Origin of the sequence: Kitasatospora sp. NPDC057542 (assembly GCF_042801945.1) — a bacterium.
GTDB lineage: Bacteria > Actinomycetota > Actinomycetes > Streptomycetales > Streptomycetaceae > Kitasatospora.
The window spans coordinates 986-13,986 of sequence record NZ_JBHVFE010000224.1; the positions used below are offsets into that span (position 1 = coordinate 986).

Consider the following 13,001-nt stretch of genomic DNA (forward strand, 5'->3'; position numbering starts at 1 on the left):
CGGCGAGGATGGCCTCGACCTTGGCGCGGTCCTCGTCCTCGGCACGGGCCGTGTACTGGCCGGTCGCCAGGAAGTCGAGGACGTCCTGGTAGGTGCCGTTGAGGGCGGCCCTGGCGGCCTTCTGCACGGCCGGGCCGCCGGCGCTGTAGATCTGGGCGGTCTTGACCCGGTTGTCGCTCTTCCGCTGCTCGTCGAGCTCGACCTCCAGGAAGTGCCGCAGCTCGGCGGCACCGCCCTTGAGCGCCTTCTCGGCCGCCTCGCGCACCCCGCGGCCGCTCTGCGGATCGGCGAGGATGGCCTCGACCTTGGCGCGGTCCTCGTCCTCGGCACGGGCCGTGTACTGGCCGGTCGCCAGGAAGTCGAGGACGTCCTGGTAGGTGCCTCGCAGCGCCTGGTCTGCGGCCTTCTTCACGGCCGGGCCGCCGCGGTCCTCGATCTGGGCGACCCTCACCCGGTTGTCGGTCTGGCGGCTCTCGTCCAGCTCGACCGTCAGGAAGTGCCGCAGCTCGGCGGCGCCGCCCTTGAGGGCCTTCGCCGCGTTCTCGCGCACCTTGGACCAGCTCGGCGAGCCCGCGAGGATGCGCTCGACCTCGGCGCGGTCACGCTGCTCCTGCCCGTCGCCGTCCTCGGGCGCGACGTCCTTGACGGAGTCCGACCCGGTGTCGGGACCGGAGACGCCGGTCGGCTTCGGGGCGTCGGCGGCCGAGGCCGTGGCGGGGAAGAGGACGGCGGGGGCCAGGACGGCGGCCGCGACGACGGCGGACACCCGGGGCAGCTTCATCGAGAGCAAACCTGCTTCGTGTGAAGGGATCATGAATGACCGACAGCATAGATCCACTTTTACGATTGCCGTACCAGTTATTTGCCGGCCCCCTGACCTCCCCCGCCGACAACGGGTTGCACCAGGCTCCGCCGCGCCTCATGCCTGTCGGAGGCCGCCGCTAGGGTGTGGCGGATGAGCTTCCACCTGGTCGTCGGACACGGGCCCGCCGGGGCCGCCACCGCCCGCCTGCTGGCCGAGCAGGGCCACGAGGTCCGGGTCGTCACCCGCGCCGGACGCCCCGCCGGGCCGGCCGTCCCCGGCGTCGAGCACCTCGCCCTGGACGCGAGCGACCCGGTGCGGCTGGCGCAGGCCGCCCGCGGCGCGGCCGCCATCCACGGCTGCGCCGCGCCGCCGCTGCCGCAGTGGGCCCGGCTCTGGCCTGCGCTGACCGCCTCGCTGTGCGCGGCGGCCGAGGAGAGCGGCGCGGTGCTGGTCATGCTCGGCAACCTGTACGGCTACGGGCCGGTGGCGGGGGCGATGACCGAGGACCTGCCGCTCGCCGCGACCGGCCCCAAGGGCCGGGTGCGGGCGGCGGCCTGGGAGCAGGCGCGGGCGCTGCACGAGGCCGGGCGGATCCGGGCGGTGGAGGTGCGGGCCTCGGACTTCTTCGGCCCCGGTGTCACCGACGGCGGCCACCTGGCCGCGCGGGCGGTGCCCCATCTGCTGAAGGGCCGCCCGGTCGCGACGCTCGGCGACCCGGACACCGCGCACAGCTGGACCTACCTGCCGGACGTGGCCCAGGCGATGGCCGAGATCGCCGGCGAGGAGCGGGCCTGGGGCCGGGCCTGGCACGTGCCGACCGTTTCTCCCCTGTCGGTGCGCGCGATGGTCGACCGGCTGGCCGCCGAGGCCGGCAGCGGGCCGGTCGCGGTGCGCCGTCTGCCTGCGGCCGTCCTCGCCGTGGCGGGGGTGTTCTCCCCGCTGCTGCGCGAACTGCGGGAGGTGCGCTACCAGTTCGACCGGCCGTTCGTGGTGGACTGCTCCGCGTACGAGGGCGCGTTCGCGGTGCGGGCCACGCCGCTGGACGAGCAGCTGCGGGCGACGGTCGCCTGGTGGCGCGAGCGCGTGGGGGCGTAGCCGGTCGGCGCTGGTGTGGGGGCTGGAGTCAGTGCTTGAGCGCGTCCGCGCCGCGGTAGCCGGCCGGCACCCCCTCGACCAGGACGATGTCGGCGACCATGTGCCGGGTGCGCAGCGGCAGGATCTCCCGGTAGGCGGGCGAGTCCCACCAGGCGCGGGCCCGCTCGTGGTCCGGGAACTCGATGAGGATGAGGTCGGCCTCCGCCCAACTGCCCTCCACGGTCTGCGGCTTGCCGCCGTGGACGACGAAGCGGCCGCCGAAGGGGTCGAGGGTGGCGTCGATGCGCTCCAGGTACTCGACGATGTCGGGGCCGAACTCGACCGAGTGAACCTGGGCCAGCGCGTAGGCGGACATGTGCTGCTCCTCGGGGGGGTGGTGGCCGGCGGGCGTTCCGTCCGACGCCTCCGACGCTAGGGGCGGGGGCCGGGCGGGCGAATCCGTCACGTATCGGTAGCGGCTGCCGGCTGCCGCCCGGCCAGGAAGGCATCGACGTCGTAGAACACGTCGTCGGGGGTCGTCCCGTGCGCCTTCGCCCGGGCATCCCGGAGGGCACGGTTCGCGGCGAGCCCGTCATCGGGCGACGGTCCGTTCATGTCCGCAGTCTGCCAGGGCCCTCCCGCGGATCACCGTGCGGGCCGGGCGCGGCGGCGGGCCGCCCGGGCCGGGGCCGGGACCGCTCGGGTTCGGCCGGTGGAACCACCCGTGAGAGCATCGGCCGGTGCGCAGACTGACGGTACTGGGGACGTGCGGCGCCTGGCCCGAGGCCGGGCGGAGCGCCAGCGGGTTCCTGCTGGAGTACGACGGGTTCCGGCTGGTGCTGGACCTCGGCTACGCGACGTTCCCGCGCTTGCTGGAGCACTGTGCCGACGGGAACGTCGACGCGGTGGTGATCACTCATGAGCACCCCGACCACTGCGCCGACCTCAGTCCGCTGTGCCGCGCGCGCTACTTCGCGCAGGAGCGGGGCGCCCGCCTGCCGCTGTACTGCACCCCCGGGGTGGTCGCACGGGTCCAGGCGATGGAACCGACCGAGGACCTGCTCGACGTCTTCGACGTGCACACGCTTCCCTCCAGCCACCGGGTGGGACCGTTCCGGCTCGATGCCGCACTGCTGCCGCATCACGTTCCGCACGCGGGAGTGCGGTTGACCGCGCCGGGTCTGACCCTGGCCTACAGCGGCGACGCGGGAGCGGACCCCGCTCTGGCCCGGCTGGCCGCGGGAGCGGATCTGTTCATCGCCGGAGCCACGCTCCAGGGCCCGTCCGCCGACGGCGGCGACCACCGCCTGATGAGTGCCGTGGAGGCCGGGACGTGGGCGGCCCGCTCCGGGGCCGAGCGCCTGCTCCTCACGCACTTCTGGCCCGGCAGCGACCGCACGCGCTCGATCGCCGACGCCCGGAGCCGGTTCCCGGGCGAGGTGATCGCAGCCGAGGAAGGCATGGTGCTCTCGTTCCAGGACCGCGGCGGAGCCCCTCGCCCGGCCCCGTGACGTCCCTCTCCTCGGACACGGCCGGAACGGCGGCGGCAGCGTGCCGGAAACGGGCCGTCGGTCGGGCGCTGCGCGTGGCGGCCCGTCCGACTACCGCACCCGCACCGCCGGGCGCAACACCGGCGCCCGCTCCCCCGCCCGGGCTCGTTGTCGCAGGTGGGCCCTAGATTCGGGGCATGAACGTTCCCGAAGTCATTCCGATCTGCCACGAACCCGGCTACCACACGGACACCATCGGCCGGTACGAGGGCGGCCAGTTCTACGCGAACATCGTCGCGACCCTTCCCGAGGACTGGAGCCACGACAACTGGCAGGCCGTGAAGCGCTGGCACGCCGTGCTGCACCGCTTCGACGAGGCGGGCGTCCACCTGGGCTCGCGCATCGAGTTCACCGGCACGACGGCGGACGGCGAGCGGCAGGCGATCACCGCGGCCGAGCTCCTGCTGAAGCAGTGGCTGGACGCCCTGCCGGGGCTCCACTGCCAGGACATCGTCATCGCGCCCTTCGAGGTCCGCTTCGAGGGCGCCCTGTTCGGCCTGGTCGTAGAGGTGGACGAGGACGAGGACGACGAGGAGGACCGCGTCCGGATGGAGCTCCACCCGGACGGCCTGGGCTTCGGCCCCCCATGGGACGGCTGCTACGACACCTGAGCGGCGACGGCCCGCGCGGCCCGTTCCTCGCTAGGCTCGGCGGTGCCAGGGTCTGCGGTGGGAAGGCGGGTGTGCGCGTGCTCGGGTACGACGCGGACGGGTTCGTGCGGGACGGGGCGCCGCACCGGGTGGTGGCCGGGGCGGTGCACTACTTCCGGGTGCATCCGCAGCTGTGGGAGGACCGGCTGCGGCGGGTGCGGGCGCTGGGGGTGAACACGGTGGACACCTACGTGCCGTGGAACTTCCACGAACTTCCCGACGGCACCGTGGACTTCACCGGCTGGCGGGACGTGGCACGCTTCGTGCGGCTGGCCGCCGGCCTGGGGCTGGACGTGATCCTGCGGCCGGGCCCGTACATCTGCGCGGAGTGGGAGTTCGGCGGGCTTCCGGCCCGGCTGCTGGCAGTGGACGGGCTGCGGCTGCGCTGCGCGGACCCGGCGTACCTGGCCGAGGTGGACGGCTGGTTCGACGCGCTGGTGCCCGAGTTGCTGCCGCTGCTGGCGAGCCGGGGCGGGCCGGTGGTGGCGATGCAGGTGGAGAACGAGTACGGCAGTTACGGCGACGACGCCGTCTACCTCGCCCACCTGCGCGACGGCCTGGTAAGGCGCGGGGTGGACTGCCTGCTGTTCACCACCGACGGCGCCCACGACACCATGCAGCAGGGCGGCGCCATCCCCGGCCACCTGGCCACCGCGACCTTCGGCTCGCGCGCCCCCGAGCGTCTGGCGGTGCTCCGCCGCCACCAGGGCGAAGGCCCGCTGACCGCTATGGAGTTCTGGATCGGCTGGTTCGACCAGTGGGGCCTGCCCCACCACGTCCGCGACCCGAAGGAGACCGCCGCCTCACTGGACGAGCTGCTGGCCACCGGCGCCTCCGTCAGCCTCTACATGGCGCACGGCGGCACCAGCTTCGGCCTGTGGGCCGGCGCCAACCACAGCGGCGCCCACCCGCTGGACGCCGGCTACGAGCCGACCGTCACCAGCTACGACTATGACGCGCCGATCGGCGAGGCCGGCGAGCTGACCGAGAAGTTCCACGCCCTGCGCGAGGTCATCGGCCGCTACCTGCCCCTGCCGGACGGCGAACTGCCCGACCCACCGCAGCGGGTGGCACCGCAGCGGCTGGAACAGGCGCACGGGCGGGCGGCGCTGGCACAGGCCCTGGATGCGCTGTCACAGCCGCAGCGGCACGCCGCGCCGCTGCCGATGGAGCAGGTCGGCCAGGACCGCGGCCTGATCCACTACCGCACCCGCGTACCCGGACCGCGCCCCGAACTGCCGCTGCGCATCGACGGGTTGGCCGACCGGGCGCAGGTCTTCGCGGACGGGCGCCCGCTCGGGGTGCTGGAGCGCAACTCCCCCGGCGCGACGCTGGCGCTGGCCACCGGGCCCGACGGGGTCGTGCTGGACATCCTCGTCGAGGCGCTGGGCCGGGTGAACTACGGCCCGCAGATGGACGACCGCAAGGGCATCACCCGCGGCGTCTCGCACGGCCACCAGCGGCTCTTCGACTGGCAGATCCGGCCGCTGCCGCTGACCGACCTGTCCGCACTGCGTTTCACCGACGGCGTCGAGGCGGGCGACGGGCAGCCGGCGTTCCACCGCTTCACCGCCGAACTCCCCTCCCCCGCCGACGCGTTCGTCGCCCTGCCCGACTGGGGCCGCGGACTGCTGTGGCTCAACGGCTTCCTGCTCGGCCGCCACTGCTCCGCCGGCCCCCAGCACACCCTCTACGCCCCCGCCCCGCTGTGGCAGGCCGGTGCCAACGAGCTGGTCGTGCTGGAACTCGAACGGCACGGCACGGCTGTGGAGTTGCGTGACGAGCCGGACCTCGGCCCGGTCACGGCGGCACCCAGCTCCGAGTACTGAGGCACCCCCGGCACCCGGTCAGGCGCCGATCAGGCGCAGCGAGGCCCACAGGGCCAGGACGGCGGCGGTCAGGGTGGCCGGGACGGCGAGCAGGCCCAGGCGGGTGAACTCGCGCAGGTCCACCGGCACCCCGCGGTCGCGGACGATGCCGCGCCACAGCAGGGTGGCCAGCGATCCGGCGTAGCTGAGGTTGGGGCCGATGTTCACGCCGAGGAGGACGGCGAGGACGGCGCCGGGCCCGGCCGGGGCTGCCAGCGGTACCAGGGCGAGCGTGGCGGGCAGGTTGTTGATGACGTTGGCGAGGGCGGCGGCCAGGGCGGCGGTGCCGAGCAGGGCGGGCAGCGCGGTGCCGGACGGGATGAGGTGGGCCAGGCCGGTGGCCAGGCCGTTGTCGACGACGGCGCGCACCACGATGCCCAGGGCCAGGACGAACGCCAGGAACGGCAGGGCCGCCGAGCGCACCACCGTAGCAGCGGTGGCGTGGCCCCGGGCCAGGGCACGGACGGCGAGGACGGTGGCGCCGGCGGCCGCCGCCCAGGCCGGGTTGACGTCCAGCGCGGAGGCGACGACGAACCCGGCGAGCGTGCAGCCCACGGTGGCCAGGGCGAACAGCGGCATGGCGGGGGCCGGCCCGGTCTCGGGCGTCTCGGTCGGACGGGCGTCCAGGTCGGCGGCGAAGAAGCGGCGCAGCACCAGGTACTCGACGCCGACCGCGGCCAGCCACGGCAGCGTCATCAGGGCGGCGAAGCGGCCGAAGCTGAGGCCGCTGACGGTGAAGGCGAGCAGGTTGGTCAGGTTGGAGACCGGCAGCAGCAGCGAGGCCGTGTTCGACAGGTGGGCGCAGGCGTACAGGTGCGGCCCGGGCCGGGCGCCGAGGCGGGCTGCGGTGGCCAGCACGACCGGGGTGAGCAGCACGACGGTGGCGTCCAGGCTGAGCACCGCGGTGACCACCGAGGCGACGGTGAACACCTGGGCCAGCAGTCGGCGCGGGCGCCCGGCGGCGCTGCGCGCCATCCAGGCCCCGCAGGCGCGGAACAGCCCCTCGTCGTCGCAGAGCTTGGCCAGGACCAGGATGGCGGCCAGGAAGCCGATCACCGGCCCGAGGCGGGCGGCCTCGGCCGTCGCGTGCTCCAGTGGGACGGCGCCGGTCGCCACCAGCAGGGCGGCGGCCGGCACCGCGGCGGCGGCCTCCGGCCAGCCCCAGGGCCGGGCGACGGCGCAGATCAGGACGAGTACCAGCAGGCCTGCGGACAAGGCTTCGGCGCAGGCGGTGTTCAGGGCAGGCTCCTCGGGGGTGGTCGGTGCTCGGGCTCGGTTCGCGGCCCGGCGCAGCATGCCACACCGGCGGGCGGCCCGCGGACACCGGGCGGGTCCGTGCGCCCGGCGCCCGCCCCCGGGGTCAGGTCAGTCCCACCAGAAGGACCACTGGTGGGCGCCGACCAGCTGCTCGGCGTACTCGGTGAGGGTGCCGGTGCCCTGGAAGACGAGGTCGGGGCAGAAGGCGGTGTGCTCGGCGGCGAGGTCCGGGTGCTCGGTCATGCGGCTCACCGTAGGGGCGGGCACCGACAACGGGCCGGCTCGGCGGCCCGTCAGGGCCCGGGGCGGCCCGGCCGCACGCCCGTAGGCCCGTAGGCCCGTAGGCCCGCACGCCGGTACGCCCTGGGCTCCACCGGGGCACCGTCCTGCCGCCCCGCCGGCAGCAGGCCTGCGCCGCCCGCCGCCGAGCGCCGGCACCCACGGCGGGCTCCCCCACCGGCCCCTCAGGACCAGGGCAGCCCTGCCCTGGTGCGCCAGTACGCCTCGGCGGGCTCCGCCATGGCGTCGAGGGCGGCGAGGCCCTCGGGCGTCGGGCGCAGGTCTGCGGCGGCGAGGTTGGAGGTGAGCTGCTCGGGGGTGGCGGCGCCGGACAGGACGATGTCGGCCCAGGGCTGGGCGGCGGCCGCGGCCAGGGCGAGGGCGTCGGGGGTGGTGGCGGTGCGGGCGGCGAGGGTGCGCAGCGGGGCGGTGTCGGGGCCGGTGGCGTTGCGTCCGGCCAGGCGGCCGTTGGCCATGCCCTCCTTGACCACGACCAGCCATCCGGCCGCGTGGGCGTCGGCGAGGGCGGGGGCGGCGGAGGTCTCCAGCAGGTTCCAGGTGGCCTGGACGGCGGTGAACAGCGGCCGGCCGGCCGTGGTGACGGCGAGGGCCCGGCGGATGGTGTCGGCCTGGGCGGGGCCGCTGGTGGACAGGCCCACCCGTACGCCTTCGGCGGCGAGGGCGGCGAGGCGTTGGTGCAGGGCGGGGTCGGTGAGGGCGGGGCTGTCGGGGGTGACCGAGTGGACCAGGTAGACGTCCAGGTGGTCGCCGAGCAGGGTGCGGGTCTCGTAAATCTGGCGGTCGTAGACGGCCGTGGAGTGTTCCTTGACCTCGTGGGCGGCGACGCCGCTGGTCTGCCAGTCGGCGGTGTAGGTGTAGCCCCATTTGCTGCCGATCGTCATCTCGGCCGCGGCCTGGGGGTGTTCGGCGAGCCACTGGCCGAGGAACTCCTCGGCGCGGCCGTAGGAGCGGGCGGTGTCGAGGTAGCGCACGCCGGCGGCGTACGCGGCGTCGAGCAGGGTGTGGGTGCGTTCGCGCAGGGCGTCGACGGTGCGTTCGGCGGGCAGGTCCGCGTCGCGCCCCAGGTTGATGTAGCCGGGCCGGCCGACGGCCGCGGTGCCCAAGCCGAGGCGTGCGGGGTGCGGACGCGCGGCGGTGGGGGCGGGGGTTGCGGTGGCGGCGGGGTCGGTCGGCATGGCGGGCTCTCCTCGGGCGCGATGGTTCTCACCTGGGACTTTAGCCGTGTCGGCTCAGCCGGCGGTGATGGTGCCGCGCTCGCGCTCGCGTTCGCGACCGGGCCCGGTCGGGGGCTCGGTCATGGGTTCGGCCCAGCCCGAGGAGGAGGTGCGGACGGCCTGGACGGGGGCTGCGATCGGCGTCTCCAGGGGGCGGGCGGCGCGCACGGGCGCGGCGGCCGGGGCGACGGCCTGGTCCAGGCGCAGCACGAAGTTGACGTAGTCGAGCGCCTTGCCCGGCCAGTGGCAGTCGTTGCTGGTGAGCAACTGGCTGCGCAGGCCGCCGTGTTCGGTGACCGGTCCGGGGGTGGTGCGCAGGTTGGGCTGCCAGCTGCGGCCCCACAGGTGGTGTTCCAGGGACAGCGTCCAGCTCTCCTCGTCCACCTCGATGGTGGCGCCGACCCGCCCGGGCAGCACCCGCAGCCCGTACGCGCCGCGCACGACCGCCCGCTGGTCGAAGTCGGCGTTCCTGCCGACGACGGTGATCCGCCACGCGCCGTGGAACCTGAGCATGCCTGCCTCCTGAAGCCGCGGCGCCCGCTCCGGCGGAGGGCGCCCCGTCCACGTCTACGGCCCCGGCCCGTCCCCCGGCTCAACGCGGCCGGGCGCGGCTCGACGCGGCTCGACGCGGTGCATCCTGGGGCAGGAAGCGCCCGGGCCGACGGCCTTCGCCCGCCGTCCGCTCAGCCGGCGAGCCAGCCCGCCTGGGCGGCCCGGACTCCGGCCTGGAAGCGGCTGCGGGCGTCGAGGCGTTCCATGAGGTCGGTGGCGATGCGGCGGGCCGTCCGGGGTGAGACGCCCAGGCGCTTGGCGATGGCGTCGTCGGTGTGGCCGTCCGCGAGCAGGGTGACGGCGGCCTGTTCCTGGGCGCTGAGCCCGCGTTCGTTGAGGCGGGTGATGGTGCCGACCGGTTGCGCGTCCGCCCAGACGGTCTCGAACAGCGCGCACAGCGCGGCCAGCATGCCCTGCCCGGTGAGGACGACGGCGCCGGCGGCGGAGCTGTCGCTGCGGATGGGGATGACGGCGGTGGTGCGGTCGACGACGATCATCCGGGTCGGCAGCGCGGGCACGGTGCGGACCTGACCGCCGTGGGAGACCAGCCAGTTGACGTACTCGACGGTGTGCGGGCTGTTGCGGAGGCTGTCCAGGTAGACGGTGCGCATCCGGACGCCGCGTTCCAGCAGGTCGAGGTTGAGGGGCTTGGCCGCCTCGATGTTCTCGGGTTTCTGGCCGCCGTCCGGGGAGAAGGTCATGACCTCCTCGCGCACCTCCCGGGTGAGTGTGGTGAGCCGGTCGCGGATCTGGTCGAGGCCGGTCAGCTGCTCGACGCCGGGCTGGCCGGAGGCCGGGCGCAGGTCGGCGTACTCGGCGATGAGCTGGGCGGCCGCCGCCCGGGAAGCCTCGATGCGCAGTTGCTGGGCCGCGAGTTCGGCCTGCTGGCGGGCCATCAGGATCTCCATCCCGACTTCGGGGGAGACGGCGCGCAGTTCGCCCTCGCGGTCCGCGGAGGGGCGCAGCAGGGCCAGTTCGCTGAGCGTGTCCAGGGCCTGTCTGACCTGTTGTTCGGGCAGGGCGAGGCGGGCGCCGAGGGCGGCCACGCCTTCCTGCGGGTGCGCGAGCATCGCCCGGTAGACCGTTTCCGAGACCTTGTCCAGTCCCAGTGCCGTGAGCATCCTCCACCCCCGCGGTGAAACCGTGTTCGATCCGCACGCGATCATTGCACAACTGACGGTGACGAAGCCATCGCTTTGGTGGACGGTTCCGGCCACGGCCGGAATGGTCCCCGCCCTTCCCCTATGGGCCGAATGCCCGCTCCGGGCAGGCTCGTTGCATGTACCTCGTTCATACCGTCCTGCGGCCCGATGCGCCGAGCCGGGCACTGCCCGTCGACGCCCGGGGGATCCTGCTGGCCGCCGTCCTCCCCGGGGACCGGGTCGAGCACCTCGTGGTCCATCCGGACGCGCTGCCGGATCCGGTGCTCGGCGTCTACCTGGTCGCGGACTCCCTCGCCGAGGCGGAGGGCCGGGCCGCCGCGTTCTGCCGTCGCGCACTGGCCGCCGTGCCCGCGTTCGCGGGCTGGAGTGCGGCGGGGACGGCCGCTCCGCTCGTCGCGCCGTTCTACGAGCACCTGCTGTCCGACGAGGCCGGTTCCGCCGAACCCGCCGGCCCCGCCGGCCCTCCCGACTGCACCGATCCTGGCCGGAACGGTCCAGGGGCGTTTCCGTCCACCTGAAGTCCCTTCCACCGGCCGCGAGCGGCGGCGAAAGTAGTTGTCGTCGGCAGGGAACACCGCCCGACAACAAGACCGGAGCAAGCGTCACCGCGGGACGCCGAGCACCGGAAACGCCCTCAGTCCGTCCCATCCGAGAAGGAGACACCATCATGCTTCGCACCGTCACCGCCAAGGCCGCCGCGGTCGCCGCCCTCGCCCTCGCCGCCCTGGTTCCCGCCGTCGCCGCCCAGGCCTCCCCCGCCCGGCCGGCGGCTACCGTCGCCCCCGTCACCACCGTCGCCGGCGCCCCCGTCACCACCGTCGCCGGCGCCCCCGCCGACGACATGATCTGGGGCTGATCCCCCGGCCACGGGCTCCCACCGATCGGCTGCTCCTGCAGGGCAGCCGCCCGGCCGGGCCGGGCCCGTCCCGCCGCCGCGCACCGCCCGCGGCGCTCCTGGACCGCCGGCCCCTCGGCCCGCGACGCCCTCTCACGACAACGCACTGCCGACGACGCACCGCTGACGGCGCATCGCCGTCGTGCCCCTCGCCTTCTTGCGCCCACGAACACCTCTGGAGATGTGTCATGTCCAAGACCAGCCTTCGCCGTACCGCCGCACTGACCACCGCCGCCGCGTTCCTCCCGGTCAGCCTCGCGCTGGGCGCCTCCCCGGCCTCCGCCAGCGTCGGCACCTCCATCGCCGCCACCGCGGCGGCCAACCTGGGCAAGGGCGCCTGTTCGACCAACAGCGCCGGCGGCACCGCCTACTACAGCAGCTGCACGGGCAACGGCGGCAGCCCCGAGGCGTGGTGCGCAGACTTCGCCAAGTGGGTCTGGGCGCAGAACGGCGTCGACGTGCGCGGCCTCACCCCGGCGGCCGGCAGCTTCGGCACCTACAACGGCGGCCTGCACAGCACCCCGCAGGTCGGCGACGCGGTCCTGTACAACTACAACTACAACGGCTACGCCGACCACGTGGCGATCGTGACGGCCGTGGGCAACGGCACGATCACCACCATCGGCGGCAACGAGGGCGGGGTCAGCGGCAACTGGTCCGCCACCTCCAGGGTCAAGCAGTCGGCGACCCACAGCTCCGCCATCGGCTACAGCTGGGGTGGCCAGCGCATCAGCGGCTACGTGTCGCCGAGCGGCGGCACCGACGCCGGCGGCACCACGACCACCCCGACCCCGGTCGCGCCCAACCACGTGTACGACAACGTCCGCTTCGCCAACGGCAACTGGCAGGGCGCCGCCCTCGCCGACGCCGGTGCGGACGTGTCCCAGGTCGTCACCGCGGCCCTGCCCAACGGCGACCTGCACGTCGTCACCCTGAGCAACGGCAAGGTGTACGACAACGTCCGCTTCGCCAACGGCACCTGGCAGGGTGCCGCCCTCGCCGACGGCGCCGGCACCATCACCTCGATCGCGGCCGTCGGCATGCCGAACGGCGACATGCACCTGACGACCGTGTCCAACGGCAACGTGTACGACAACGTCCGCTTCGCCAACGGCAGCTGGCAGGGCGCCGCCCTCGCCGACGCCGGCGGCAAGGTGGCCCAGGCCGCGGTCGCGGCCCTGCCCAACGGCGACATGCACCTGGTCACCCTGAGCAGCGGCAAGGTGTACGACAACGTCCGCTTCGCCAACGGCACCTGGCAGGGCGCCGCGGTCGCCGACGACAGCGGCAAGGTCGGCGCGATTACGGTGGCCGGCATGCCCAACGGCGACATGCACCTGGTGACCGTGAGCGACCGCAACGTGTACGACAACATCCGCTTCGCCAACGGCAACTGGCAGGGCGCCGCCCTCGCCGACGCCGGCGGCGCGGTCGGCCAGGCCGCGATCACCGCCCTGCCCAACGGCGACCTGCACCTCGTCACCCTGAGCAACGGCAAGGTGTACGACAACGTCCGCTTCGCCAACGGCACCTGGCAGGGCGCCGCGGTCGCCGACGACAGCGGCAAGGTGAACGCCATCGCCGCGACCGGCATGCCCAACGGCGACATGCACCTGAACACCCTGGCCAACTGACGCCCCGCTCCGCGCAGCCGCCCGGTCCCGCCGAGGGAC

The 13,001-nt window shown here is 74.4% G+C and carries 15 protein-coding genes; 7 read left to right on the plus strand and 8 right to left on the minus strand.

Annotated elements, in window-relative coordinates:
- Window positions 1-781 (minus strand): ALF repeat-containing protein (locus ACFU7Y_RS25500; RefSeq protein ID WP_380769767.1); only part of this gene is annotated, 781 nt, incomplete at its 3' end.
- A gap of 174 nt (window positions 782-955) precedes the next feature.
- Here ACFU7Y_RS25500 and ACFU7Y_RS25505 point away from each other — a divergent pair.
- Complete coding sequence (locus ACFU7Y_RS25505; RefSeq protein WP_380769768.1) at window positions 956-1,900, plus strand: NAD-dependent epimerase/dehydratase family protein; 945 nt, start codon at window positions 956-958, stop codon at window positions 1,898-1,900.
- 28 nt (window positions 1,901-1,928) lie between these two features.
- Here ACFU7Y_RS25505 and ACFU7Y_RS25510 read toward each other — a convergent pair whose 3' ends face one another.
- Window positions 1,929-2,255 (minus strand): DUF1330 domain-containing protein, encoded by a 327-nt coding sequence (locus ACFU7Y_RS25510; protein ID WP_224285533.1) that lies wholly within the window; start codon window positions 2,253-2,255, stop codon window positions 1,929-1,931.
- Window positions 2,256-2,341: 86 nt separating this feature from the next.
- Complete coding sequence (locus ACFU7Y_RS25515) at window positions 2,342-2,494, minus strand: hypothetical protein (protein ID WP_224284207.1); 153 nt, start codon at window positions 2,492-2,494, stop codon at window positions 2,342-2,344.
- Window positions 2,495-2,619: 125 nt separating this feature from the next.
- On the opposite strand from ACFU7Y_RS25515, the gene ACFU7Y_RS25520 reads away from it, so the two are divergent.
- The 3 genes from ACFU7Y_RS25520 (at window position 2,620) to ACFU7Y_RS25530 (ending at window position 5,908) form a co-directional block, all read left to right on the plus strand.
- The gene (locus tag ACFU7Y_RS25520; RefSeq protein WP_224284206.1) at window positions 2,620-3,390 is read left to right on the plus strand and encodes an MBL fold metallo-hydrolase; all 771 of its coding nucleotides are present in this window, start codon (window positions 2,620-2,622) and stop codon (window positions 3,388-3,390) included.
- Window positions 3,391-3,566: 176 nt separating this feature from the next.
- A complete protein-coding gene (locus ACFU7Y_RS25525; RefSeq protein ID WP_224284205.1) occupies window positions 3,567-4,040 on the plus strand; it encodes a hypothetical protein in 474 nt (157 codons plus the stop codon).
- A gap of 71 nt (window positions 4,041-4,111) precedes the next feature.
- Window positions 4,112-5,908, plus strand: a complete 1,797-nt coding sequence (locus ACFU7Y_RS25530) for a beta-galactosidase family protein (protein WP_380769769.1) — start codon at window positions 4,112-4,114, stop codon at window positions 5,906-5,908.
- An 18-nt stretch (window positions 5,909-5,926) separates the two neighbouring features.
- Here the strand turns inward: ACFU7Y_RS25530 and ACFU7Y_RS25535 are convergent, their stop codons facing one another.
- The 5 genes from ACFU7Y_RS25535 to ACFU7Y_RS25555 all read right to left on the minus strand — a co-directional run bounded on the left by ACFU7Y_RS25535 (window position 5,927) and on the right by ACFU7Y_RS25555 (window position 10,391).
- On the minus strand, window positions 5,927-7,243 hold the full coding sequence (locus tag ACFU7Y_RS25535; protein ID WP_374120098.1) for an SLC13 family permease: 1,317 nt from the start codon (window positions 7,241-7,243) through the stop codon (window positions 5,927-5,929).
- Between the two features lie 69 nt (window positions 7,244-7,312).
- Window positions 7,313-7,447 carry a DUF4253 domain-containing protein gene (locus ACFU7Y_RS25540; protein ID WP_308020289.1) on the minus strand — a complete coding sequence of 45 codons (135 nt, stop codon included), beginning with the start codon at window positions 7,445-7,447 and terminating at the stop codon, window positions 7,313-7,315.
- A gap of 221 nt (window positions 7,448-7,668) precedes the next feature.
- Entirely contained in the window at window positions 7,669-8,679 is a 1,011-nt protein-coding gene (locus ACFU7Y_RS25545; protein ID WP_380769770.1) for an aldo/keto reductase, read from the minus strand.
- A gap of 54 nt (window positions 8,680-8,733) precedes the next feature.
- On the minus strand, window positions 8,734-9,231 hold the full coding sequence (locus tag ACFU7Y_RS25550) for a hypothetical protein (protein WP_224284805.1): 498 nt from the start codon (window positions 9,229-9,231) through the stop codon (window positions 8,734-8,736).
- A gap of 170 nt (window positions 9,232-9,401) precedes the next feature.
- The gene (locus ACFU7Y_RS25555) at window positions 9,402-10,391 is read right to left on the minus strand and encodes a LuxR family transcriptional regulator (protein ID WP_224284806.1); all 990 of its coding nucleotides are present in this window, start codon (window positions 10,389-10,391) and stop codon (window positions 9,402-9,404) included.
- A gap of 158 nt (window positions 10,392-10,549) precedes the next feature.
- Between ACFU7Y_RS25555 and ACFU7Y_RS25560 the strand changes: the two genes are divergently transcribed.
- The 3 genes from ACFU7Y_RS25560 to ACFU7Y_RS25570 all read left to right on the plus strand — a co-directional run bounded on the left by ACFU7Y_RS25560 (window position 10,550) and on the right by ACFU7Y_RS25570 (window position 12,962).
- Window positions 10,550-10,951, plus strand: a complete 402-nt coding sequence (locus tag ACFU7Y_RS25560) for a hypothetical protein (RefSeq protein WP_380769771.1) — start codon at window positions 10,550-10,552, stop codon at window positions 10,949-10,951.
- 149 nt (window positions 10,952-11,100) lie between these two features.
- Window positions 11,101-11,289, plus strand: a complete 189-nt coding sequence (locus ACFU7Y_RS25565) for a hypothetical protein (protein ID WP_380769772.1) — start codon at window positions 11,101-11,103, stop codon at window positions 11,287-11,289.
- Between the two features lie 227 nt (window positions 11,290-11,516).
- The gene (locus ACFU7Y_RS25570; protein WP_380769773.1) at window positions 11,517-12,962 is read left to right on the plus strand and encodes a CHAP domain-containing protein; all 1,446 of its coding nucleotides are present in this window, start codon (window positions 11,517-11,519) and stop codon (window positions 12,960-12,962) included.
- Window positions 12,963-13,001: the final 39 nt, after the last annotated feature.

Bases quoted from the DNA above. Each gene is read 5' to 3' on its own strand.
- ACFU7Y_RS25505 (WP_380769768.1), top strand. From the start codon at position 956: ATGAGCTTCCACCTGGTCGTCGGACACGGGCCCGCCGGGGCCGCCACC.
- ACFU7Y_RS25510 (WP_224285533.1), bottom strand. From the start codon at position 2,255: ATGTCCGCCTACGCGCTGGCCCAGGTTCACTCGGTCGAGTTCGGCCCC.
- ACFU7Y_RS25515 (WP_224284207.1), bottom strand. From the start codon at position 2,494: ATGAACGGACCGTCGCCCGATGACGGGCTCGCCGCGAACCGTGCCCTC.
- ACFU7Y_RS25525 (WP_224284205.1), top strand. From the start codon at position 3,567: ATGAACGTTCCCGAAGTCATTCCGATCTGCCACGAACCCGGCTACCAC.
- ACFU7Y_RS25535 (WP_374120098.1), bottom strand. From the start codon at position 7,243: ATGCTGCGCCGGGCCGCGAACCGAGCCCGAGCACCGACCACCCCCGAG.
- ACFU7Y_RS25540 (WP_308020289.1), bottom strand. From the start codon at position 7,447: ATGACCGAGCACCCGGACCTCGCCGCCGAGCACACCGCCTTCTGCCCC.
- ACFU7Y_RS25545 (WP_380769770.1), bottom strand. From the start codon at position 8,679: ATGCCGACCGACCCCGCCGCCACCGCAACCCCCGCCCCCACCGCCGCG.
- ACFU7Y_RS25550 (WP_224284805.1), bottom strand. From the start codon at position 9,231: ATGCTCAGGTTCCACGGCGCGTGGCGGATCACCGTCGTCGGCAGGAAC.
- ACFU7Y_RS25555 (WP_224284806.1), bottom strand. From the start codon at position 10,391: ATGCTCACGGCACTGGGACTGGACAAGGTCTCGGAAACGGTCTACCGG.
- ACFU7Y_RS25560 (WP_380769771.1), top strand. From the start codon at position 10,550: ATGTACCTCGTTCATACCGTCCTGCGGCCCGATGCGCCGAGCCGGGCA.
- ACFU7Y_RS25565 (WP_380769772.1), top strand. From the start codon at position 11,101: ATGCTTCGCACCGTCACCGCCAAGGCCGCCGCGGTCGCCGCCCTCGCC.
- ACFU7Y_RS25570 (WP_380769773.1), top strand. From the start codon at position 11,517: ATGTCCAAGACCAGCCTTCGCCGTACCGCCGCACTGACCACCGCCGCC.